Source organism: Microbacterium sp. EST19A (genome assembly GCF_019969685.1).
In the GTDB taxonomy this organism is placed as follows: Bacteria; Actinomycetota; Actinomycetes; order Actinomycetales; family Microbacteriaceae; genus Microbacterium.
In genome coordinates this window covers 129,157-151,481 of the sequence record NZ_JAHXYZ010000002.1, presented here as the reverse complement: position 1 = coordinate 151,481, position 22,325 = coordinate 129,157, and the positions used below count along the sequence as shown (strand labels likewise).

24 protein-coding genes and 1 tRNA gene are annotated in these 22,325 nt (G+C 68.6%); 15 read left to right on the top strand and 10 right to left on the bottom strand.

Translation table 11 applies throughout. The features are described 5' to 3' along the window. The first annotated feature begins 20 nt into the window (after positions 1–20). From LC452_RS10700 to LC452_RS10685, 4 genes are all read left to right on the top strand, one after another. Positions 21–518, top strand: a complete 498-nt coding sequence (locus LC452_RS10700; protein WP_223625010.1) for a hypothetical protein — start codon at positions 21–23, stop codon at positions 516–518. Between the two features lie 63 nt (positions 519–581). Next, entirely contained in the window at positions 582–2,261 is a 1,680-nt protein-coding gene (gene ettA / locus LC452_RS10695) for an energy-dependent translational throttle protein EttA (protein WP_223625009.1), read from the top strand. After that, a complete protein-coding gene (locus LC452_RS10690; RefSeq protein ID WP_223625007.1) occupies positions 2,261–2,737 on the top strand; it encodes a thioesterase family protein in 477 nt (158 codons plus the stop codon). Before ettA ends, LC452_RS10690 begins: the two co-directional genes overlap by 1 nt. 111 nt (positions 2,738–2,848) lie before the next feature. Further along, a complete protein-coding gene (locus LC452_RS10685; RefSeq protein WP_223625005.1) occupies positions 2,849–3,223 on the top strand; it encodes an HNH endonuclease in 375 nt (124 codons plus the stop codon). On the opposite strand, the gene LC452_RS10680 is transcribed toward LC452_RS10685, so the two are convergent. Further along, a complete protein-coding gene (locus LC452_RS10680) occupies positions 3,220–4,104 on the bottom strand; it encodes an acyl-CoA thioesterase II (RefSeq protein WP_223625003.1) in 885 nt (294 codons plus the stop codon). The two genes, LC452_RS10685 and LC452_RS10680, sit on opposite strands and share 4 nt — an antisense overlap. Before the next feature lie 50 nt (positions 4,105–4,154). On the opposite strand from LC452_RS10680, the gene LC452_RS10675 reads away from it, so the two are divergent. Next, positions 4,155–4,820, top strand: coding sequence for a hypothetical protein (locus LC452_RS10675; protein ID WP_223625000.1), 666 nt, complete (start codon positions 4,155–4,157; stop codon positions 4,818–4,820). 12 nt (positions 4,821–4,832) lie between these two features. Here the strand turns inward: LC452_RS10675 and LC452_RS10670 are convergent, their stop codons facing one another. The 4 genes from LC452_RS10670 to pepN all read right to left on the bottom strand — a co-directional run bounded on the left by LC452_RS10670 (position 4,833) and on the right by pepN (position 10,652). After that, positions 4,833–6,491 carry an FAD-binding dehydrogenase gene (locus LC452_RS10670; RefSeq protein WP_223624998.1) on the bottom strand — a complete coding sequence of 553 codons (1,659 nt, stop codon included), beginning with the start codon at positions 6,489–6,491 and terminating at the stop codon, positions 4,833–4,835. Further along, positions 6,488–6,937: a globin gene (locus LC452_RS10665; protein ID WP_223624996.1), complete on the bottom strand. Its 450-nt coding sequence runs from the start codon at positions 6,935–6,937 to the stop codon at positions 6,488–6,490. The genes LC452_RS10670 and LC452_RS10665 overlap by 4 nt, the downstream gene beginning before the upstream one ends. Further along, the gene (locus LC452_RS10660; protein WP_223624994.1) at positions 6,934–8,004 is read right to left on the bottom strand and encodes a mechanosensitive ion channel family protein; all 1,071 of its coding nucleotides are present in this window, start codon (positions 8,002–8,004) and stop codon (positions 6,934–6,936) included. Before LC452_RS10660 ends, LC452_RS10665 begins: the two co-directional genes overlap by 4 nt. A gap of 95 nt (positions 8,005–8,099) precedes the next feature. Continuing rightward, a complete protein-coding gene (gene pepN / locus LC452_RS10655) occupies positions 8,100–10,652 on the bottom strand; it encodes an aminopeptidase N (protein WP_223624992.1) in 2,553 nt (850 codons plus the stop codon). Between the two features lie 125 nt (positions 10,653–10,777). Here pepN and LC452_RS10650 point away from each other — a divergent pair, with 125 nt between their 5' ends. The 5 genes from LC452_RS10650 to LC452_RS10630 all read left to right on the top strand — a co-directional run bounded on the left by LC452_RS10650 (position 10,778) and on the right by LC452_RS10630 (position 15,645). Continuing rightward, the gene (locus LC452_RS10650; protein ID WP_223624989.1) at positions 10,778–11,962 is read left to right on the top strand and encodes a ferrochelatase; all 1,185 of its coding nucleotides are present in this window, start codon (positions 10,778–10,780) and stop codon (positions 11,960–11,962) included. Positions 11,963–12,000: 38 nt separating this feature from the next. Further along, positions 12,001–12,486 (top strand): ribose-5-phosphate isomerase, encoded by a 486-nt coding sequence (locus LC452_RS10645; protein ID WP_223624986.1) that lies wholly within the window; start codon positions 12,001–12,003, stop codon positions 12,484–12,486. Position 12,487: 1 nt separating this feature from the next. Next, the gene (locus LC452_RS10640) at positions 12,488–13,486 is read left to right on the top strand and encodes an Fpg/Nei family DNA glycosylase (RefSeq protein ID WP_223624984.1); all 999 of its coding nucleotides are present in this window, start codon (positions 12,488–12,490) and stop codon (positions 13,484–13,486) included. A 24-nt stretch (positions 13,487–13,510) separates the two neighbouring features. Continuing rightward, a complete protein-coding gene (locus tag LC452_RS10635; protein ID WP_223624982.1) occupies positions 13,511–14,152 on the top strand; it encodes an FMN-binding negative transcriptional regulator in 642 nt (213 codons plus the stop codon). A gap of 68 nt (positions 14,153–14,220) precedes the next feature. Further along, a complete protein-coding gene (locus LC452_RS10630) occupies positions 14,221–15,645 on the top strand; it encodes an amidohydrolase (RefSeq protein ID WP_223627629.1) in 1,425 nt (474 codons plus the stop codon). Between the two features lie 65 nt (positions 15,646–15,710). Here LC452_RS10630 and LC452_RS10625 read toward each other — a convergent pair whose 3' ends face one another. Next, entirely contained in the window at positions 15,711–16,196 is a 486-nt protein-coding gene (locus tag LC452_RS10625; RefSeq protein WP_223624980.1) for a Dps family protein, read from the bottom strand. A gap of 131 nt (positions 16,197–16,327) precedes the next feature. On the opposite strand from LC452_RS10625, the gene LC452_RS10620 reads away from it, so the two are divergent. The 3 genes from LC452_RS10620 to LC452_RS10610 all read left to right on the top strand — a co-directional run bounded on the left by LC452_RS10620 (position 16,328) and on the right by LC452_RS10610 (position 17,354). Beyond that, positions 16,328–16,864 carry a gamma carbonic anhydrase family protein gene (locus tag LC452_RS10620; protein ID WP_223624978.1) on the top strand — a complete coding sequence of 179 codons (537 nt, stop codon included), beginning with the start codon at positions 16,328–16,330 and terminating at the stop codon, positions 16,862–16,864. Positions 16,865–16,894: 30 nt separating this feature from the next. Beyond that, positions 16,895–16,968, top strand: a tRNA-Ile gene (locus LC452_RS10615). A 125-nt stretch (positions 16,969–17,093) separates the two neighbouring features. Further along, positions 17,094–17,354, top strand: a complete 261-nt coding sequence (locus LC452_RS10610) for a DUF6458 family protein (RefSeq protein ID WP_136054969.1) — start codon at positions 17,094–17,096, stop codon at positions 17,352–17,354. Between the two features lie 41 nt (positions 17,355–17,395). On the opposite strand, the gene LC452_RS10605 is transcribed toward LC452_RS10610, so the two are convergent. From LC452_RS10605 to LC452_RS10595, 3 genes are all read right to left on the bottom strand, one after another. After that, positions 17,396–17,713 carry a hypothetical protein gene (locus LC452_RS10605; protein ID WP_223624976.1) on the bottom strand — a complete coding sequence of 106 codons (318 nt, stop codon included), beginning with the start codon at positions 17,711–17,713 and terminating at the stop codon, positions 17,396–17,398. A gap of 143 nt (positions 17,714–17,856) precedes the next feature. Further along, positions 17,857–18,816, bottom strand: coding sequence for an AraC family transcriptional regulator (locus LC452_RS10600; protein ID WP_223624974.1), 960 nt, complete (start codon positions 18,814–18,816; stop codon positions 17,857–17,859). A gap of 87 nt (positions 18,817–18,903) precedes the next feature. Then, complete coding sequence (locus tag LC452_RS10595) at positions 18,904–19,626, bottom strand: exonuclease domain-containing protein (RefSeq protein WP_223624972.1); 723 nt, start codon at positions 19,624–19,626, stop codon at positions 18,904–18,906. A gap of 66 nt (positions 19,627–19,692) precedes the next feature. On the opposite strand from LC452_RS10595, the gene LC452_RS10590 reads away from it, so the two are divergent. Continuing rightward, on the top strand, positions 19,693–20,592 hold the full coding sequence (locus LC452_RS10590; protein WP_223624970.1) for an alpha/beta fold hydrolase: 900 nt from the start codon (positions 19,693–19,695) through the stop codon (positions 20,590–20,592). Here LC452_RS10590 and LC452_RS10585 read toward each other — a convergent pair. Beyond that, entirely contained in the window at positions 20,564–21,037 is a 474-nt protein-coding gene (locus tag LC452_RS10585; protein WP_136054964.1) for an Lrp/AsnC family transcriptional regulator, read from the bottom strand. The two genes, LC452_RS10590 and LC452_RS10585, sit on opposite strands and share 29 nt — an antisense overlap. A gap of 170 nt (positions 21,038–21,207) precedes the next feature. Here LC452_RS10585 and pdhA point away from each other — a divergent pair, with 170 nt between their 5' ends. Next, positions 21,208–22,323, top strand: coding sequence for a pyruvate dehydrogenase (acetyl-transferring) E1 component subunit alpha (gene pdhA, locus LC452_RS10580; protein ID WP_223627627.1), 1,116 nt, complete (start codon positions 21,208–21,210; stop codon positions 22,321–22,323). Positions 22,324–22,325: the final 2 nt, after the last annotated feature.

The window sequence follows — 22,325 nt, the reverse complement described above, 5'->3', positions numbered from 1 at the left end:
GCTGCACGTAGACTCAGCACGTGCTTCGTCGACCGGTCTCTGCGGCGCCGCGTACGGCCGCCTCCCTCGTGGCTCTCGCCGCCGCGCTGCTCGTGCTCTCCGCCTGCGGGCCGGGTCCTGATGTCTCCGCCACGCCGTCGGCTGAGGCCTCGCCGTCACCGGGCGCCACCGCACCCGTCGAACCGGAACTGGTGCCGGACGGCACCGCGGAAGACAACCTCCCGGTCTTCACGAGCGTCTCCGAGGCTGTCTGGGCGACGGAGCAGCGCGGAGCGGGTCGTGCGTACATCGACGCGCTCATCGGGGCGGGCTTCGACCGCGCAGACATGCAGGTGACGCAGGACGTGTCCACGGTGGGCAACACCGCGGAGAGCCTGCTGTTCTCCGTGCGATGGGGTGACGAGGAGTGCCTGATCGGACAGGTCGGACCGTCGACCGGACAAGTGGTCACCGCGGTGATGCCGCAGCTGGCAGAAGGGCGCTGCCTCGTCGGCAGCACTCGTCCCATCGACTGGTGACACAGCCGAGGGCCGGTAGGCTGGAGTGTCGATCTTCGACGCCAACAGAAGGAGCGGTTTTCGGTGGCTGAGTACATCTACTCGATGGTGCGTGCACGCAAGGCAGTGGGCGAGAAGCTCATCCTCGACGACGTCACCATGGCATTCCTTCCTGGCGCCAAGATCGGCATGGTGGGTCCGAACGGCGCCGGAAAGTCGACGATCCTCAAGATCATGGCCGGCCTCGACACGCCGTCCAACGGCGAGGCGAAGCTGTCTCCCGGTTTCACGGTCGGCATCCTCATGCAGGAGCCCGAGCTCGACGAGTCGAAGACCGTGATCGAGAACATCCAGGACGGCATCGCGATCAAGGCGAAGGTCGACCGCTTCAACGAGATCTCGGCGCTCATGGCCGATCCCGACGCCGACTTCGACGCCCTCCTCGCCGAGATGGGCGGTCTCCAGGAGGAGATCGACGCCGCCGACGGCTGGGACCTCGATTCGCAGCTCGACCAGGCCATGGATGCGCTGCGCACCCCGCCTGCCGACGCCGCCATCGCGCCGCTCTCGGGTGGTGAGAAGCGCCGCGTGGCCCTCGCCAAGCTGCTCCTCCAGAAGCCCGACCTGCTGCTCCTCGACGAGCCCACCAACCATCTCGACGCGGAGAGCGTGCTCTGGCTCGAGCAGCACCTGCAGGCGTACAAGGGCGCGGTGATCGCGATCACCCACGACCGGTACTTCCTCGACCACGTCGCCGAGTGGATCGCCGAGGTCGACCGCGGTCGTCTCATCGGCTACGAGGGCAACTACTCGACCTACCTGGAGAAGAAGGGCGAACGCCTCGAGGTCCAGGGCAAGAAAGACGCGAAGCTCGCGAAGCGCCTCAAGGAAGAGCTCGAGTGGGTGCGCTCCAGCGCCAAGGGCCGCCAGACCAAGTCGAAGGCTCGTCTCGCCCGGTACGAGGAGATGGCCACGGAGGCCGAGCGGACCCGGAAGCTCGACTTCGACGAGATCCAGATCCCGGCAGGCCCGCGCCTCGGTGGCATCGTCATCGACGCCAAGAAGCTGCAGAAAGGCTTCGACGACCGCGTGCTGATCGACGGCCTCAGCTTCAACCTGCCGCCGAACGGCATCGTCGGTGTGATCGGCCCGAACGGTGTGGGTAAGACCACTCTGTTCAAGACGATCGTCGGGCTCGAGCCGCTCGACGGGGGCGACCTCAAGATCGGTGAGACGGTCAAGATCAGCTACGTCGACCAGTCGCGCTCGAACATCGACCCGAACAAGACGCTGTGGGAGGTCGTGTCCGACGGGCTCGACTACATCCAGGTCGGCAAGACCGAGATCCCCTCGCGGGCGTACGTCTCGAAGTTCGGCTTCAAGGGTCCCGACCAGCAGAAGAAGGCGGGTGTGCTCTCCGGTGGTGAGCGCAACCGACTGAACCTCGCCCTCACGCTGAAAGAGGGCGGCAACCTGCTGCTCCTCGACGAGCCCACCAACGACCTCGACGTCGAGACGCTGAGCTCGCTCGAGAACGCGCTGCTCGAGTTCCCCGGCTGCGCCGTGGTCATCACCCACGACCGGTGGTTCCTCGACCGCATCGCGACGCACATCCTCGCCTACGAGGGCACCGACGAGAACCCCGGCCAGTGGTACTGGTTCGAGGGCAACTTCGAGGCCTACGAGGAGAACAAGGTCGATCGCCTCGGGGCCGATGCTGCGAAGCCGCACCGCTCCACGCACCGCAAGCTCACGCGCGACTGATGTCCACCCCGCGTCTGCACATCCCGATCCACCTCCGCTGGGGCGATCTGGATGCGTTCAACCACGTCAACAACACCTCGATGCTCAAGCTCCTCGAGGAGGCGCGGGTGCGGGCGTTCTGGCGCGCCGGTCCCGGGGAGGAGGCGCCGACCACGGCCGTCCTCGACTCCGGGATCGACGAAGGCATCCTGACGCTCATCGCGCGCCAGGAGATCGAGTACCTGGCGCCGGTGCCCTACCAGCGCCGTCCGCTCGAGGTGCAGATGTGGTTCGGGAAGCTCGGCGGATCGAGCGTCGAGGTCTGCTACGAGGTCCACAACGATCCGGCCGCGGAACCCCGGACCATCTACGCTCGATCGACAGCGGTGATCGTCCTGGTGGACGCCGCAAGCGGCCGGCCGACGCGGCTGACGCAGGAGATGCGCGACGCGTGGGAGCCCTTCGTCGGCCCGTCGATCGAATACGCCCACCGCTGAGCCTGCGCGCGCCCCGCGTCCGCATGATGGGGGAGGTGCCCGGTGACGGACTCCTCCGCCACGCGGCGGGAGGTGAGCGGAGACCGCCTGTCGGCGCGATACCGTCGAGCCGTGCCTTCGCGTCGCAAGTTCCCTGCCGCCGGACCGTCGAAGGCTGCGCGGGCCCGGTACGCGAAGCGCCGTAAAGGTCGACTGGACCGCGTGGACAACGACCTCACCGCGCCGCAGTGGGCCGACATCGTGGCCGCGTGGGGAGGGTGCGCCTATTGCCGATCAGAGGATGACGGCCGGCTCCAGCGCGACTGCGTCATGCCGATCTCTCGCGGCGGGCGCTACACCATCGACAACGTCGTGCCCGCCTGCGCGTCCTGCAATGCGAGCAAGAGCAACAGCGAGGTCACCGGGTGGCTGCGACGGAAGAAGCTCGACGAGCGCGACTTCCTGCTGCGCTACGCGACGATCCTCCCCGCCCTGCTGGCGGACTAGGCCTCCGGCACGCGGATCATGATCTCCTGCGCGACACTGGCGACGAGAGCGCCCTCCCGCGAGTAGATGCGTCCGGTCGCGAGGCCCCTGCCACCGCGTGCATTCGGGGACTCCTGCACGTAGAGCAGCCACTCGTCCACGCGTGCAGGACGATGCCACCACATCGCATGATCGAGACTGGCGACCTTGAGCCCGGGCATCGCCCAGTACACCCCGTGGGCGCGCAGGATCGACTCCTGGATCGTCATGTCGCTCAGGTAGGCGAGCGCAGCGCGGTGCAGTCGCTGATCGTCGGGCAGCGGAGCGCGCAGGCGCATCCAGACCGCCTGCCTGGCGACCTTCGCGTCATCGCTCGGCAGGTAGAGCGGGTGATCGACGTGCCGGATGTCGGCGGCCCGTTCGCTCAGCATCCGCGCCGTCCCGTCGGGGAGACCCTCCACCCTTTCCTCGTCCGGCGCGAGGTCCTCCGGCGCCGGCACGCCATCCGGCATCGGCTCCGCGTGCTCCACCCCCGGATCCTGGTCCTGGAACGACGCGATCATCGAGAAGATCGGCACACCGTTCTGATACGCCTGCGAACGCCGCGTCGAGAAGGATCGGCCGTCGTGGATGCGGTCCACCGCGATCGTGATCCCCTGGCTCGCGTCTCCCGGGCGAAGGAAGTAGCCGTGCATCGAGTGGACGGCCCGATCCTCGGGCAACGTGCGCTCGGCGGCGATGAGACTCTGCGCGAGGACCTGACCGCCGTAGATCCGACCGCTCGGCATCGGGTGCGAGGCACCCGTGAAGATGTCCTCCGTGGTGCGGGCCTGCGTGAAGTCGAGGTCGAGCACCTCGAGCAGGCGCTCGACGGTCTGGATGGCGTGGTCTTCCGGGCTCATCGGTTCCTCTCCGCGACCGTGGGCACCGGTCCGTTGGTAGTTTAGAACGCGTGCCGCATCACCTTCTCCTCGCCGACCCCGACACGGCAAAGGACGTTCTGACGTTCGTGGGACGAGCGACGAGGATCACGGACGACGGTGTGCGGCTGCAGGCGTCGAACGGCGTGCTCGCGCTGACCACGGCCGCCCTCGCCCCGCACGGCCTGTTCGACAACACTCCGACCGTCCTCGCGATGCGCATCGTGCACGCCGACCCCGAACTCGAATGCGACATCGTCGTGGACCAGCTCACCGCGTCAGACGACCCGCTGCGGCTGAATCTCCCGGAGACGGGCCTCTCGCCCGCCTGGGCAGGGGTCGCCCCGCCCCGCGGGGACTGGAAGCCGGGGTCGATGCTCCCCGCAGCCATGGTCGCCCAGCGCGCCCAATGGGGGATCTCCGCTGTCGCGCGCGGGGCCATCCCTGGCTCCGGCGAGGAGGCCGTCCGCGCGCTCAGGGCGGCGATCTGGGGCGAGCCGGATGACGACCTCGACGGTCTTCCCCGCGGAATCGCCTTCGCGGCCGACGCGATGGGATTCATCTCCGGAGAAGAGGACGTTCCGGTCATGCGGTCCGGACGGTGGTCCAGGCTCGCGTTCCGCCGCGGTCACGTGCTGGCACGCGGGCCGGTGGCATCCGGTTTGACCGCCGTTCGCGACACGCGCGCTGCCGGCTAGCGCCCGCGGGAATCAGCGCGCCGCGGCGCGTCCGGCCTGTCGACCCGAGAACAGGCATCCGCCGAGGAAGGTGCCCTCCAGCGCGCGATACCCGTGCACGCCTCCACCGCCGAACCCGCTGGCCTCTCCGGCCGCGTAGAGCCCGGGAATCGGCGTTCCGGTGGCATCCAGCGCGCGTCCGTCGAGGTCGGTGTTGATCCCGCCCAGCGACTTCCTCGTCAGCACATGCAGCTTGACGGCGACGAGAGGACCGGCGGCAGGATCCTGCAGCCGATGCGGGGCCGCGGTGCGGATCAGCTTGTCGCCGCGGTAGCTGCGCATCGAGCGCAGCATCCCGATCTGGGCATCCTTGGTGAAGTCGTTGTCCATCTCGCGGTCGCGGGCGACGACCTCGCGGCGCACGTTGTCGATGTCGAGCAGTTCGCCACCCGGATGCTGTCGCATCTGCTCGAGGAGGGACTCCAGGTCGCTCTCGACGATGAAGTCCTCGCCCTCGTCGAGGAACGCCTGCACCGGGCCGGTCGGCCCCTTCGCGAGCCGGGACTTGAGCAGCAGCCCGACGTCCTTGCCGGTGAGGTCGGGATTCTGCTCGCTGCCGGAGAGCGCGAACTCCTTCTCGACGATGCTCCGCGACGTCACGAACCACGAGTGATCGTGCCCTGTCGTGCGCAGGTGCGCGAGCGTGCCGAGTGTGTCGAAGCCGGGGAACAGCGGCACGGGCAGGCGCTTTCCGGTCGCGTCGAGCCATAGCGACGACGGCCCGGGCAGGATGCGGATGCCGTGCGACGGCCACACCGGATCCCAGTTCGTGATGCCCTCGACATAGTGCCACATCCGGTCGCCGTTGATGAGATGAGCGCCCGCCGCCTCGCTGACGCCGTGCATGGAGCCGTCGACGTACGCCGGGACGCCGGTGAGCATGTGCTCGGGCGGGGTGCCGAGCCGTGAAGGCCAGGCCGCGCGGACGAGGTCGTGGTTGCCGCCGATGCCGCCCGAGGAGACGATCGTGGCGCCCGCGCTGATCTCGAAGTCGCCGATCACCTCGCGCGACGACTCGACGCCGCGTGCGGCGCCGCTCGTCGCCAGCACCTGGCCGCGCGCGCCCGTGACCGCTCCGTCCGTGACGATCAGCTCCGCGACGCGGTGGCGGGGGAGCACGGTGAGTCGCCCTTCGCGTTCGCCCTGCTCGACGGCGGCGGCGAACGGCGCGACGATGCCGGGACCGGTTCCCCAGGTGATGTGGAAGCGGGGGACCGAGTTGCCGGGCCCGAGTGCCCCGTATCCGCCGCGTTCCGCCCAGCCGACGACCGGGAAGAAGCCGACGCCGCGTTCGCGCAGCCAGGAGCGCTTCTCACCGGCTGCGAACTGCAGGTACGCGTCCGCCCACCGCCTCGGCCATTCGTCTTCCGGACGATCGAACGCGGCGTTGCCGAACCAGTCCTGCGTCGCCAGCTCGAGCGAGTCCTTGATCCCCATCCGCCGCTGCTCGGGGGAGTCGATGAAGAAGAGACCGCCGAACGACCACCAGGCCTGCCCGCCGAGGTTCGTGCGCGGCTCCTGGTCCACGATGATGACACGACGGCCGGCGTCGAGCGCCTCGGCGGCGGCGACCAGCCCCGACAACCCCCATCCGATCACCAGGACATCTGCGGACAGGGGCGTTGTCGTCATGAGGTCTCCGTTGATTCCTGACGTGATCGGGTCTCGAGCGTCGGGCGCCCGCCAGAGGTGGTACCGATGCCCGACGGCTCCATGGTGTTCACCATGGCATAGGCCGCGCGCTCCAGGTAGTCCCAGAGCGTCGTTTCGTGGAGGGGCGACAACTGCGCCTCGTCGACGGCGGTACGCATGTGACGGAGCCAACGATCGCGGGCATCCGGATCGACGCGGAAGGGCATGTGCCGCATGCGCAGGCGAGGGTGGCCGCGTGTGTCGCCATAGGTGGTCGGGCCGCCCCAGTACTGCTCGAGGAACATCAGCAGGCGCTGCTCGGCAGGACCGAGATCCTCCTCCGGGTACATCGGCTTGAGCACCGGATCGAGCGCGACCTCGCGATAGAAGACGGAGACGATCTTCGCGAACGTCTCGCGTCCGCCGACCTCGTCGTAGAACGTCACTTCTGAGGGCTCCCGTCGTCGGTCGTCTTCTTGCGCCGCCAGATCCCGCGGTCGGGGATGACCGGCACACCGGTCACCGCATTCGGGCGGGTGCGCGGCGGATTCGCGCCGCGGACGCGACGCGCACCGTCGAGCCCCGTCGGAACGACATCGACCAGGCTGGGCACCGCGATCTCCTTCTCGATGAGCGCGGCCCGGAGCCGTCGGCGCAGCTCCTGCGCGACGTCGTCCTTCGCGTTCGCGCGCGTCTTCACCACGATGCGGACGACGAGGGCATCGCCGCCGATCGACTCGAGGCCCCAGAGCTCGGGCTTCTCGACGATACGGGTGCGCCACTTGGGATCCTTGGCGAGCCCCTGCGCCGTCTCCAACATGGTGTGCTCGACCTGTTCGAGATCGGAGTCGGCGGGCACGCCGAGATCGATGATCGTGCGGGCCCAGCCCTGCGACATGTTGCCGATGCGGGTGACCTCGCCGTTGCGCACGTACCAGAGAGTGCCGTTCACATCGCGCACCTGCGTGATGCGCACGCTGACGTACTCGACCACTCCGCTCGCGAGGCCGAGATCGACGACGTCGCCGATGCCGATCTGGTCCTCGGCGACGATGAACATGCCGTTGAGCACGTCTTTGACGATGTTCTGCGCCCCGAAGCCGAGACCGGCGCCGACGGCAGCCGTGAGCAGCGTCAGGGAGCCGAGGAGGCCAGGAGAGAGTGTGCCGACGACGAGCACGAGCGCGATCACGACGAGCATCACGTTCACGATGTTCTGCAGGATCGAGCCGAGCGTGCGGGTGCGCTGAACCAGCCGCATGTCGGCAAGGGGCGATCGCTCGAGGGCCTGGGTGTCGTCGACATCCGCCTTGTTCTTCGCGCTGTCGACGATGCGGTGCACGACGCGGCGGATGACGACCCGCAGCACGAAGCCGATCACGATACAGCTGACGATGATGATCGCGACGGTGAGCGCCGTCATGCCGACTTGGCCGAGCACACGGAGCATGTCGGCCCACCAGACGGGCAGCACTGTAGCGGGCGGATCGGTGACTTCGAGGGGGATCATCATCACCACCGATCCTAGCGATCAGGCCTCTGTGCGGGCTGGGTACGACGAAAGGCTCAGCAGCCCGTTCCCGGGTCGCTGAGCCTTTCGAGAAGGGGTCAGTCGTCGGCGTCGCGCGACTGCGCGGCCAGCGCCCGCTCGACATCGGCGAGGTTCTCCAGCACGAGGCGGCGGAGCGCCGGCGCGGCATCCTGGTTCGCTGCGAGCCAGCCACGCGTCGCGTCGCGCAGCGCGACGTCGGCGAGTGCGGTCGGGAACAGGCCCACCACGAGGTACTGCGCGATCTGGTAGGTCCGCGACTCCCAGATCGGGAGCAGCATGTCGAAGTACTTCGGCACGAACTCGCCCAGGACCGCGGCTCCGGCCGGGTGGACGAAGCCCAGGGCTGCAGAGCGCACGATCGTGTTGGGTGCGTCGTCGCGCTCGATGAGCGACGCCCAGGCGGCGTTCTTCGACGCGGAGTCGGGAAGAGCGGCACGTGCCTGAGCGGCGAACTCGCCGCCCTTGGCGGTGTTGTCGGCGGCGAGAGCCGCGTCGATGGTGGCGGCATCCGTCGCGCCGATGGTGGCGAGTCCGACCAGCAGCTGCCAGTTCAGGTCTGCGTCGATCTCGAGACCAGGGAGCGTCTCCTCGCCGGAGCGCAGGCGGCCGACGATTCCGGCGTGCTCGGGCGTGACGAGGGCATTCGCGAACGCCGTGACGAACTGGAGCTGGCCGTCGCTGCCGGGCTCTGCCGCTTCGGCCAGCGCCCAGATCCCGTCGGCGACCTTCAGGCGGGCCGACTCACGGTCGGCGGGTGCGACGTACAGGGTCGCTGCCGTGCGCAGCTGGCCGAGCGTGGTGCGGACGGTGGTGGACTCGGTCTCGCGGCCGATGTTGCCGAGGACCAGATCGATGTAGGCGGATGCCGGTGTCTCGGCGTCGCGTGTCTGATCCCAGGCCGCGCCCCACACCAGCGAACGCGCGAGCGGGTCGTGGATGTCGGCGAGATGGGCGATCGCCGTGGCGAGTGACTTCTCGTCGAGTCGGATCTTCGCGTACGCGAGATCGTTGTCGTTGAGCAGCACCAGGTCGGGCCGGGCGATGCCCTGCAGCTCCGGCACCTCGGTGCGGTCGCCGTCGACGTCGACCTCGACGTAGTGCGTGCGGGTGAGCGAGCCGTCGGTCAGCGTGTAGAAGCCGATGCCGAGGCGGTGCGGACGGATCGTGGGGTAGTCGGCGGGTGCCGTCTGCGTCACGGCGAACCGGGAGATCTTGCCGTCGCCGCCCTCCGCGATGACCGGTTCCAGCGTGTTGACGCCCGCCGTCTCGAGCCACTTCTTCGACCACGTGCTGAGGTCGCGACCGCTGGTCGCCTCGAGCTCGGAGAGCAGGTCGCTCAGCTCGGTGTTGCCCCAGGAGTGCTTCTGGAAATACTGCGAGACACCGCCGAAGAACGCCTCGATGCCGACCCACGCGGCCAGCTGCTTCAGGACGGAACCGCCCTTGGCGTAGGTGATGCCGTCGAAATTGACGAGGACGTCCTGCAGATCGTTGATCTCCGCGACGATCGGATGCGTCGACGGGAGCTGATCCTGGCGGTAGGCCCAGGTCTTCTCCATCGCATTGAACGTGGTCCACGCGCCGGTCCACTCGGTCGCCTCGGCCGTGGCGATCGTCGACGCCCACTCCGCGAACGACTCGTTGAGCCAGAGGTCGTTCCACCACTTCATCGTGACGAGGTCACCGAACCACATGTGCGCCAACTCGTGCAGGATCGTGACGACGCGACGCTCCTTGACGGCGTCGGTGACCTTGCTGCGGAACACGTAGGACTCGGTGAACGTGACAGCACCGGCGTTCTCCATCGCGCCGGCGTTGAACTCCGGGACGAAGAGCTGGTCGTACTTCGCGAACGGATACGGCACGCCGAACTTCGACTCGTAGTACGTGAAGCCCTCGCGCGTCTTGTCGAAGATGTAGTCGGCGTCGAGGTGCTGCCACAGGCTCTTGCGACCGTAGACCCCGAGCGGGATCACGCGGCCGGAGGCGCTCGTGAGCTCGGAGAAGGTCGACTCGTACGGGCCGGCGACGAGCGCGGTGATGTACGAGGAGATGCGCGGGGTCGGCTCGAAGCCCCAGGTGGCGGTGATGTCGTCGTCGTGCACGATGGGCTCGGGCGTGGGGGAGTTCGACACGACCTTCCATGCCGACGGCGCGGTGACCGTGAACTGGAAGGTGGCCTTCAGATCGGGCTGCTCGAAGACGGCGAACACGCGCCGGGAGTCGGGAACCTCGAACTGCGAGTAGAGGTAGACCTCGCCGTCGACCGGGTCGACGAAGCGGTGCAGGCCCTCGCCCGTGTTCGTGTAGAGGCAGTCGGCGTCGACGACGAGCACGTTGTCGGCCTGGAGACCGGAGAGAGCGATACGGGAATCAGCGAAGACCTCGTCGGGATCCAGCTGCTCGCCGTTCAGGGAGATCTCGCGCACCTCGCGGGCGATGAGGTCGACGAACGTGAAGCTCTCCGGGGTCGCCGTGAAGCGCACGACGCTCCGGGAACCGAAAACCTCGGCGCCCTTGGTCAGATCGAGGGCGACTTCGTACGACTGCGTGTCGATGACGTCGCGGCGCTCCTGCGCTTCGATGCGGGTGAGGTTCTCTCCAGGCACAGATCTACTCCCAGGGGTGAGGGGATGTCGCCGGAGTCGGGCGCTGTCGGCGCCGACGGCAACCATGACAGCCTACGCCAGAGCGAACGGCCGTTCTCCCTCCGGCGAGGTGAAAGGATGGAGGGGTGACTGCGACCGAGCCGAACACCGTTCCCTTTGCCTCGCCCGCTGCGGCCGGCGGTGCCCCCTACGTGACGACCCCGGTCGCCTACGACGGCATCCTGCTGGCAGGATTCGGCGGTCCGGAGGGACAGGACGACGTGATCCCCTTCCTCCGCAACGTCACGCGCGGCCGCGGCATCCCGGACGAGCGACTGGAGGAGGTCGCGCACCATTACCGTCACTTCGGCGGCGTGAGTCCGATCAACGGTCAGAACCGTGTGCTCAAGGAGGCTCTCGAGGCGGAACTCGCTGCTCGCGCCATCGATCTTCCCGTGTACTGGGGGAACCGGAACTGGGCGCCGTACCTGGAAGAGGTCGTGACCGAGGCCTCCGCGCAGGGGCACAACACGCTCCTCGCGTTCGCGACGAGCGCTTACAGCTCGTTCTCCAGCTGCCGCCAGTATCGCGAGGACTTCGCCCGCATCCTCCAGGACACCGGGCTCGGCGAGACGGTCACGATCGACAAGATCCGCCCGTTCTACGACCACCCGGGCTTCGTGGAGGCCTTCGAGACCGGGGTGCGCGAAGCGGTCGAGGGGTTCCTCGCCGACGGCATCGCGGCCGCGGACATCCAGATCCTCTTCTCCACCCACAGCATCCCGACGGCAGATGCCGAACGCTCGGGCGCGCGCGACATCGACTGGGGCGAGGGCGGCGCGTACGCGGCGCAGCACCTGGCCGTCGCCGCCTGGGTCATGGACCGTGTGCGCGAGAGCGTGCCGGCAGCGGCAGATGTCTCCTGGGAGCTCGTCTACCAGTCGCGTTCCGGACCCCCGTCCCAGCCGTGGCTCGAGCCCGACGTCTGCGACGTGATCGGGGAGCTGTCGTCGCGCGGTCGCAAGGCGGTCGCCGTGGTGCCGGTGGGATTCATGAGCGACCACATGGAGGTGCTCTGGGACCTCGACACGGAGGCCGCCGAAGCCGCGGAGGAGGCCGGACTGGCGTTCACCCGCACGCCGACGCCGGGTGTCTCGCCGTCGTTCGTCGCCGGCATCGTCGATCTGATCGAAGAGCGCCTGCAGGGTCGCCCGAACGAGCAGCGCCCGCATGTGACGTCGCTTCCCGGCGGCTTCGATGTGTGCCGTCCGGGGTGCTGCGAGAACATCCGGGCCGGGTTCAAGCCCGCCGCCGCGGGCGTCGCGCCCTGACATCCCGCCGATCGTCCGCCGCTTCTAGGATGGGAGCCATGCGCATCCACATCGCCACCGATCACGCCGGTCTCGACTTCTCCACGCAGCTGCAGGACCATCTGCGCGCCGCAGGGCACGACGTCGTCGATCACGGCCCGATCGTCTACGACGCGGTCGACGACTACCCCGCCTTCTGCATCCGCGCCGCTCAGGCCGTCGTCGCCGACCAGTCGTCGGGTGTCGAGGCGCTGGGTATCGTCTTCGGCGGGTCCGGCAACGGCGAGCAGATCGCGGCCAACAAGGTGCAGGGCGTCCGCGCGGCGCTGGTCTGGAATCTGTCGACCGCAGAGCTCGCCCGCGAACACAACGATGCGAACGTCATCTCGATCGGCGCGCGCCAGCACACGTACGACGAGGTGACCGGCCTGATCGACCGGTTCATCGCGACGCCTTTCTCCGGCGAAGAGCGCCATGTGCGCCGGATCGGTCAGATCGCGGACTTCGAGCGCGACGGGTCGCTTCTCCCGGACCCGAGGGCCTGACATGCCTGAGGGGCATTCCGTCCACCGGATCGCGCGTCAGTTCGACCGGAACTTCGTCGGGAAGACGCTGCATGCCTCGAGCCCGCAAGGGCGGTTCGCCGAGGGTGCGGCTGTCCTCGACGGGCGGGCGGCCGTCAGCGTCAAGGCTGTCGGCAAGCAGATGTTCCTCGAGACCGAGGGCGACCTCTGGCTCCGCGTGCACCTGGGCCTCTACGGCGCGTGGGACTTCGCGGGCGAGATCCTGCTCGACCCCACCATCGCCTCGGCGAACGGACGGATGGGTCAGACCAATCAGCGCGGGACGGTGCTCGACGAGTCCATCCTCGATGACGCCGGCGAGAACTCGCTGTCGTCGATCGGAGCGCCTCGTCGCGCGCGGGTGCACGTGCGGATGTCGGAGCAGACCAAGGGGCTCTCCGACGAGGGCATGGAATGGCCGCCTCCGATCGTGGGGCAGGTGCGTCTGCGGCTCATGACGGACATCACGGCTGCCGATCTGCGCGGCCCGACCGCCTGCGTGCTGCAGACGCCGGACGAGATGCTCGCCACCGTCGCCAAGCTCGGTCCCGATCCGCTGGTCGGCGACCCGGTCGAGAACGAGGAGCGGTTCGTCCGCGCGGTCCGCAAGACCCAGACGGTCATCGCGCTGCTTCTGATGGACCAGTCGGTCGTGAGCGGCATCGGCAATGTCTATCGCGCGGAGATGCTCTACCGTCAGCGTCTGAACCCGCACACGCCCGGTCGTGACGTGCCGGAGGAGATCGTGCGGGCTCTCTGGCACGACTGGGTGCGTCTGCTCGCGATCGGCGTCGAGACCGGCCAGATGATGACGATGGACGACCTCTCGCCGGACGAGTACCGCGCTGCCATGGCCAGCCGGGACGACCGTCACTGGGTCTATCACCGGGCCGGCCTGCCCTGCCGTGTGTGCGGCACCGAGATCGCTCTCGAGGAGATCGGCGCACGCAAGCTGTACTGGTGCCCGCGCTGCCAGGCGTGACCGCACCGCTCTAGGCTTGATCGCATGCGACAGAATCCGAGCTTCACGCTGGCCGACGTCACCGAGATCCGCCGCGTCGTCGACGCGAACCCGTGGGCGACGATCGTGAGCGCGGCGGATGACGGACTCGTCTCATCGCACTATGTCGTCCTGCTCGACGAGACGCGCGACGACCTCACGATCGTGGGGCACGTCGGCCGACCCGACGACCTGATCCACGGAATGGGGGAGCGCGAGCTCCTGGTCGTCTTCCAGGGGCCGCACGGCTACGTGTCGCCGGGCTGGTACGGCGACGAGAAGGCGGTGCCGACCTGGAACTACACCGCCGTGCACCTGTCCGGTGTGCCGGAGATCCTGAGCGCGGAAGAGAACCTCGCGGTGCTGGATCGACTGGTGGCACGTTTCGAAGGTCGGATGCCGGATCCGCGTCTCATGTGGGAGCGGCCGAACGACCCCGCGTACGTCGAGCGTCTCGCTGCCGGCACGGTCGGTTTCCGGCTGACCCCGGCGCGCGTGGTCGCCAAGCGCAAGCTGAGTCAGAACAAGCCGACGGAGACGATCGAGGCCGTGATCTCTGCGCTGTCGGCAGAGGGCCCGTACGCGAATCGCGCGCTGGCGGATGAGATGCGGCGCGCACAGGACGCGCGAGCCGGAGCACAGCGTTGACCGAGCGGGAGACGGTGATCGGCACGGTCCGCGCTGTCCGGATCGCGGGACCCGGTCGTGAGTTCCTGATGGACGACGAACCCGTCGACATCGTGCTCGAGGACGGGCGTATCGCCGACATCGCGCCGACCGGTGCCCTGCGGGCGCAGGGAGAGGTGTTGGACGCGGAGGGCGCGTGGGCGGTGCCCGGCCTGTGGGACAACCACGTGCACACAGTGCAGTGGGCGCTGGCGGCTGAGCGCCTGGCGCTGGGCGCGGCCGGATCCGCGGCCGAAGCCGCCCAACTCATGAGCGCCGCGGCGGTGCTTCCCGACGGACGGCGCGTCGGCAGCGGCTTCCGCGATGCCCTCTGGCCGGACGCGCCGACCCTCGCGCTGCTCGACCGCGAGACGGGCGTCGTGCCGACCTACCTGATCAACGCCGACGTGCACAGCGTGTGGCTGAACTCCGCCGCGCTCGCGCGGGAGGGATTCCGCAGCGCGGACGGGATGCTGCGCGAGGAGGACGCGTTCGAGATCTCACGGCGCCTCAACGCCGCAGACCCCGTGCACAGCGACGTCGCCGTGCAGGCGGCCGGCGACCGTGCGGCGATGCGGGGCGTCACCGGACTCGTCGACTTCGACATGGCGTGGAACGCCGACGCGTGGCCCCGACGTGTCGGCGCGGGATTCGCTGCGCACCGCGTCGAGTTCGCGATCTATCCCTTCGACCTCGAGCGAGCGATCTCGGCGGGGCTGCAGACCGGGGAGCCCCAGGAGGATCCGACCACGCCGGAGACGGCCCGCGGCCTCGTTCGGGTGGGCTCGCTCAAAGTCATCACCGACGGTTCGCTGGGCACGCGCACGGCGGCCTGCTCGCACGCCTACCCCGGCGATCCGCAGAACTTCGGCATGCTCACGGTTCCGCCGGAGGAACTCGTCGACCTGCTGACCCGGGCCGCCGGTGCCGGACTGTCGGCGGCCGTGCATGCGATCGGCGACCGTGCCACCACCTCGGCATTGGATGCGTTCACCGTCTCGGGCGCGGTCGGCACCATCGAGCATGTGCAGCTGGTTCGGCACGCGGACCTCGCCCGCTTCGCCCGCCTTGGCATCATCGCGAGCGTGCAGCCGCAGCATGCGCTCGACGACCGCGACCTCGCCGCCACTCTCTGGGCCGGGCAGACGGCGATCGGCTATCCACTCGCCTCACTGCGGAACGCGGGGGCGGATCTCCGGTTCGGGTCCGATGCCCCTGTGGCCGATCTGGATCCGTGGCAGGCCATCGGTGCCGCGGTGCACCGCACGGACGATGACCGTGGCCCCTGGCATCCGGAGGAGACGCTCACCGTCGATCAGGCTCTCGAGGCGAGCGTGCGCTCCGCACTCCGCCCCGGGGAGCCCGCCGACATCGTGCTCTGCGCGTCGGACCCGCGAAGCGCCGGCGCCGAGGACCTCCGCACCATGCCGGTCATCGCGACGTTGCTCGCCGGACGGGTCACGCACGCCTCATAAGAACCGCGCACGCGAAAGGGCGGGCCCCGGCATCACGCCGAGACCCGCCCTTTCGTCGTCGTGCGTCAGGCCGCGATGTGCGAGACGAGGAACCAGCGGTCCTTATCGAGGCCGCGCTGGATCTCGATCGCGACGTCCTGGCTGGTGAGGTCGACCTCGTCGAGGCCGTCGACTGCCGCGCGGACGTCGACGAGGATCGCGTCGATGTCGGCGATGACCGCACGGATGAGGTCGTCGGACTGGGTGAACCCGGCCGGGACGCCGGTGGCGCCCGCCTTGGCGGCGACCGCGCTCACGCGGGCGTCGATCGGGAGGCCGAGAGCGACGATGCGCTCCGCAGCGGTGTCGGCGAAGTCGCCGGCGTGGGCGACGATCGTGTCGAGCAGCTCATGGACCCCGACGAAGTTCGCGCCACGGACGTGCCAGTGCGCCTGCTTGCCGTTGATGGTCAGCGCCTGAAGGCCGAGAACGACGGGGGAGAGGAACTGCGCGGCGCCGGCGGCGGCGGTCGGGTCGATGGCGGTGGTGGAAATGGTCTGTGCCTTGCTCATCTTGTGCTCCTCCGGGAGGGAAATCTCGTATCTGTTGAAGACAACGCTACTCAGGCTCAGACATTCCGCAAGCAAGCTGAGGCTGGGCTCACTTCCGCGTGATTCCGCGGAAGTGAGGGTAGTCTCACCTCATGACCATCGCCTCCGGAGCGTCTGTGCTCAGCCTGCCGAACAGTACCCCCTCGATCGATGACTCCGCTTTCGTCGCGGACGGCGCACGCATCATCGGAGAGGTGAGTCTCGGAGCAGGCGCCAGCGTCTGGTACAACGCGGTGCTGCGGGGTGATTCCGCCGGCATCCGCATCGGCGCGGGGAGCAACGTGCAGGACAACGTCTCGGTGCACGTCGACGCCGGGCATCCGGTGGTCGTGGGCGCGAAGGTGTCGATCGGACACAACGCGGTGGTGCACGGCTGCACGATCGGAGACGGGTCGCTCGTCGGGATGGGGTCGGTGATCCTCAGCGGTGCCGTGATCGGCGAGGGCTGCCTCATCGCGGGCGGCGCGGTCGTCCTCGGCGGTACGGAGATCCCGGCCGGATCGCTGGTCGCCGGGGTGCCCGCGAAGGTGCGCCGCGCGCTCAGCGACGAAGAGCGAGCCGGGCTCATCGCGAACGCCGACATCTATCTCGACCACCTTCAGACCCACGCCGCGGCTGCTCCGGCGTGAACGGGCCGGCCGCTAGGCTGGAGCCCGTACGGGGCGGTGGCCAAGCTGGTTAAGGCAGTGGGCTCATAACCCAACGATCGCGGGTTCAAGTCCCGCCCGCCCTACCGAGATCGCACTGCCTCCACACAGAATGCGAAGCGGATGCCCGCTGTCAAGGCCCTCCCGGGCGCCTCCGCTCCGCGGCACTCTCGGTTTCGTGCGGCAACTTCGCCGCGGAACGGGAGGCATCATGAGCATCGGCACAGGAATCGCGCTCTTCGTCATCGGAGCGATCCTCGTCTTCGCCGTGAACGTCGAAGTACCGTGGGTCAACCTCGACATGGTCGGCTACATCCTGATGGGTGCGGGCGTCGTGGTCTTCCTCATCGGCATCATCCTGCTGGCGCGACGTCGGCGCACCGACACGGTGTCGCGCACGTCCGTCGACCCGGCCACGGGTGAGCCGGTCACGCGCCGATCAGTGCGCGCGACCAACGACGACGTGGTGTGACCGCGTGGGCTGACGGCATCCGCCTTTCGCAGGGGATGTCGTCAGTCTGCGGCGAGGCTCTCGAGGTGCTCTTCGATGAGCGTGATCCCGCCGCTGGAGTTCGCGGAGTGCGCGAGATCCTCGATCCAGTTCCTGCTCAACTCGGGCGTCTCCGGTTCCTGGAAGACGAACCGCAGGGGGATGGAGGGATGCAGCCAGAGCGTCGAGCGCCCCGGTGTGTCGCCCTCGGGGTGCCGCCACGACAGGGTGAAGCTCTCGTTGCGTCGGAGTTTCGTCGCGATCACGACCTTCAGATGCGCGAGCGCACGATCCTCGATCTGGATCGGATCCTGGGCGTCGCCGTAATACAGGGCTCCCACGGGTCAGCCCGCGTCGCGGAAGATGACGGTCGAGTGGCTCATATGACTCCTCGGTGCGTGCGTTGGAGGACAGACGCAGTCCGGGCGTAGTTGCACTCTATCCAACTGCGACGGTTCCTCCTGCCATACCCGGTGACCCGCCGTCACGTGCGAACAGAATCTTCGCCTGGCGTCACACGCCGCGCCGAATCGGCCACTGCAGCAGGAGTCCCGCCGTACGCATCGCGGTAGGCCGAGGTGAATCGGGAGGGGTGGCTGAACCCCCACCGGCGTGCGATCACGCGGACGGACGCGCCGTCACCGCGCTCGAGATCACGGTGTGCTCCGTCGAGTCGGACTCGCCGCAGAGCCTCTGTCGGGGTCATGTCGAGGGCGCGCCGGAACGCGTACTGCAACCCCCGGGTCGAGATGAACGACGCGCTCGCGACGTCATCCACTGTGATCGGCAGGTGCGCGTTCTCTTCGATGTAGGCGAGAGCGCGTCGCACCGTCAACGGTGCTCCCGAGCGCTGCGGCGTTCGCTGCAGGGCGTCGGTCATGGTCGTGGCGAACGTCGCGAGCGTCGTCATCAGCGCGTGCCGTTCGAACTCGGCACGGAGGATGCGGTCGTCGCCGACTTCGTCGTCGACGGAGGCGTCGAGGTAGTGGAACATCCGCTCCCACTGCACGGCGGCGGCAGCAGAACGCGGCGCGAAACCCGTCGCACGCAGCTCGACGCCGTCGTCGCCGGTGACCTGTCGAGCACGATCCTGCGCCGCGACGCGGTCGAACACGAGCGCTCGGACGCGTGCCGAGTGCAGCCACTGAGCCTGGACGGCAGCACCGTCGGTGAGCCATGGCGCGCTCGCGTCGAGATCTCGATCCTTCGACCAGACCCGGGCGTCGGGGGAATCGACTCGGCACGCGAGCAGCTGATCGTGCGGCTCGGCGGTGGAGTGGATCTGTGCGGCGAGCTCGTAACGCACCAGGGACGCGGATCCCAGGTCGGCAGAACGCCACTCGAATCGGAACCGTTTCGGATCGACCTTCTGCAGCGCGGCGGACGGGACGTACTGCCGCCAGGTGGACTCCACGTCATCGACGTTCCTGGACGTGAACTGCATCGCCTGCTTCCTCCTCACACCGCGCGAAATGGCGCCAGAAGGGAGATTAGTCGAAGCCGGAGACAGCGATGAGCACCCGTCGGGAGGTCAGTCGGCGGGCGGACTCGTGCGCACCGGCCACGTGCCGTCGAGCCGCTCCTCGGGCTCGAGCCGGCCCACGCTGATGAAGTACTCCGTGAGGCTCGCGGCCTGTGAGCGCGCCCAGCCGATCTGGCGGGTGTGCAGCTCGGTCAGCGTCGGCGGAAGCGAGAACTGACGCGCGAGCGCCTGAGCGACGCGTCCTGCGGCGATCGCGTCAGCCGCCGCTTCATGCGCCCCGTCGAGCGGCACGGCATAGTGCTCGGCGACGACCTCCAGTGTGCGCTTGCCTCGGCGGTACCGGTCGTACGCCTTGTCGATGACGAACGGGTCGATGACCGGAGCGGGGTCGATCAGCGGTTCGATCCCGTGGCGGAGAGCCTCATGGGGGAGGAGGGAGAAGTCGTAGGAGGCGTTGTAGGCGACGACCGGAACGCCCTGGCTGAGGAGAGAGCGAAGGGCGGAGGTGACCTCGCCGACGACCTCGGCTGCCGGTCGACCGTGCGCGCGGGCGTGGTCGGTGGTGATGCCGTGCACGGCGGTGGCGCCGTCGGGGATGACGATGCCGGGATCGGCGAGCCAGGAGCGTGCAGCGATCTGCCAGCCGTGGGCGTCGAGGACGCCGACATGCGCGCTGACCACCCGGTCGGAGGTGACGTCGACCCCGGTGGTCTCCAGATCGAACACCGCGACACGCGTGAGCCAGGCCGGAAGCGCGGGACGGGGTGACATGCCCTCACGGTAGATCCGCCCTCGGACATTCAGGGGAAGGCGCACGGCGGCTCGTAGACTCGGAGCATGACCGTGCCATCGCCCTACACCGACCGTCTCCGACTCCTTCCGGTGCGCAGGCACGAGGTGTCGGTGCGCGGCGGAGTGACCGTCTACTGGGAGTACGGCCCGGAGGATGCCGAGACCACGATCATCGCCGTGCACGGCTTCCGCGGCGAACATCACGGCCTGGAGCCCGTGCTCGCCTTCCTGCCCGAGGTCCGCGTGATCGCGCCCGACCTCCCCGGCTTCGGCGAGACAGCGCCCCTCCCGCAGCGCACGCACGACCTCGATGAATACGCGGCGTGGCTGACCGATTTCGCCGCCGCCGTCGCGCCCGGCGCCGTGATCCTCGGGCACTCCTTCGGATCGATCGTGACGGCTGCCGCGGTGGCCAGAGGACTCGAGACGCCGAAACTGATCCTGCTGAATCCGATCGGCGCGCCTGCGCTGGAGGGTCCCAAGGGCGTGATGACCCGACTCGCGGTGTTCTATTACACGCTCGGCGCGCGTCTTCCCGAGCGGCTCGGCACCCCCTGGCTGCGCAGCCGTCTGATCGTTCGGGTGATGACCGTCACCATGGCGAAGACGAAGGATCCGGTGCTCCGCCGCTTCATCCACGATCAGCACGACACCTACTTCTCCCGGTTCTCCGATCGTGACGTGCTGCACGACGCGTTCGTCGCGAGCGTGTCGCACGACGTGCGGGAGTTCGCCGCCGACATCGACGTGCCGACCCTGCTCGTCGCCGCCGAGCGCGACGACATCACGCCGATCGAGGCCGAGCGGAAGCTGGCGACGATGTTCGACGACGCCACCCTGGTCGAGATCGCCCACGTGGGGCATCTCATCCACTACGAGACCCCGGCGGAGGCCGCCGGTGCAGTGCGACGCTTCCTCAGGATTCCCGTCGAGCGAGGCCGATGAGCCCTGCCACCCGGAACGGGATCACCTCGCCCATCGCGAGAGAGGTCTCCGTCCGCTCGACGCCTTCGATCGACAGGATCCGCGCGTCGGTGTCGAAGAGGTGTCTCGCGTCGCGACACGCGACACGAGCGAGAAGGTCGATCGAGCCGCTGAGACCGTGGGCCTGGACGATCTCCGGAATGCGCGCGAGCTCGTTGATGATGCGGGGCAGCTCGGGCTGGCGCACGCCGATGTTGACGAAAGCCTGCAGCGGAAAGCCCAGCACGTCGGGGGAGAAGGACCGCTCATAGGAGAGGAAGACTCCCGTCTGCTCCAGACGCGCCATCCGGGCCTGGATGGTATTGCGGGAGAGCTTGAGGTTCTCCGCGAGCGCGACGATGGTGATGCGCGGATCGGCGGCGAGCGCGGCGAGAAGTTCGAGATCGATGCGGTCCAGTCCAGACATAGTGCCAAACCCTAGCAGCACACGGATGCCGAATATTGAGCAACATGCTCAAGCGCATTGCAATTGCTTGAGCGAGGTGCTGAACGGACGTAGCCTCAGACCATGCCGGTGCTGAAGCCGGTGCCAGCGCCGAGGCTCCATGAGGGCCGTTGAGGACAGGGAGGACGATGATGTCACCGCAGATCACGCCCATCGCCGACACCGCACAGGATCTCGAGCTCTCCGAGCGCATCCTGGCGCCGGACGGATCGCGCATCGCGAACCCCCGGCTCGACCCGTTCGTCGCCGACGTGGATGCCGCTCAGCTGCGCGCTCTCCACCGCGACATGATCATCCTCCGCCGGATCGACTCCGAGGGTGTGGCCCTCCAGCGCCAGGGACAGCTCGGCCTCTGGGCGCCGTGCCTCGGCCAGGAAGCCACGCAGATCGGCACCGCGCGCGCCCTGGCTCCGCAGGACTACGTCTTCCCGAGCTACCGCGAGACCGGCGTCATCTATGCCCGCGGGGCGCAGCCCGGCGACTACGTCCGCATGTGGCGTGGCGAGGAGGGCGCCGGCCACGATCCGGAGGCACTCCGGGTCGCTCCGCTGCAGATCATCATCGGCGCGCAGACGCTTCACGCGGTCGGCTACGCGCTCGGCATCCGCCATGAGGGCGCCGACGAGGTCGCCGTGACCTACTTCGGCGACGGCGCCACCAGCCAGGGCGACGTGAACGAGGCGATGATCTTCGCCGCGTCGTACCAGGCGCCGGTCGTCTTCGTCTGTCAGAACAACCACTGGGCGATCTCGGAGCCGGTCGCGGTGCAGTCGCAGTTCCCGATCGCCGGACGCGCACCGGGATTCGGAATCCCCAGCCTGCGGGTCGACGGCAACGACGTCCTGGCCTGCATGGCCGCGATGCGCTGGGCTCTCGATCACGCGCGCTCCGGCAAGGGCCCGGCGTACATCGAGGCCGTGACCTACCGCATGGGTCCGCACACCACGGCGGACGACCCGACGCGCTACCGCGATGAGGTCGAGCTCGACTCGTGGCGCCGGCGCGACCCGATCGCGCGGCTCGAGGAGTACCTCCGCGCGACGGGCGAGTTCAGCGACGAGCACGTCGCCGAGACCCAGGCCGCAGCGGATGCCGTCGCAAAGGAGATGCGCGCCGCCTGCCTCGGCATGGTCACGCGTCCCCCGCTCTCGGTCTTCGAAGGCGTCTACGCCGAGCCCCACGCGGGTCTCGAGCGCCAGCGCGACGAGTACGCCGCGTACCTCGCGACCTTCGACGTGGAGGCATGACG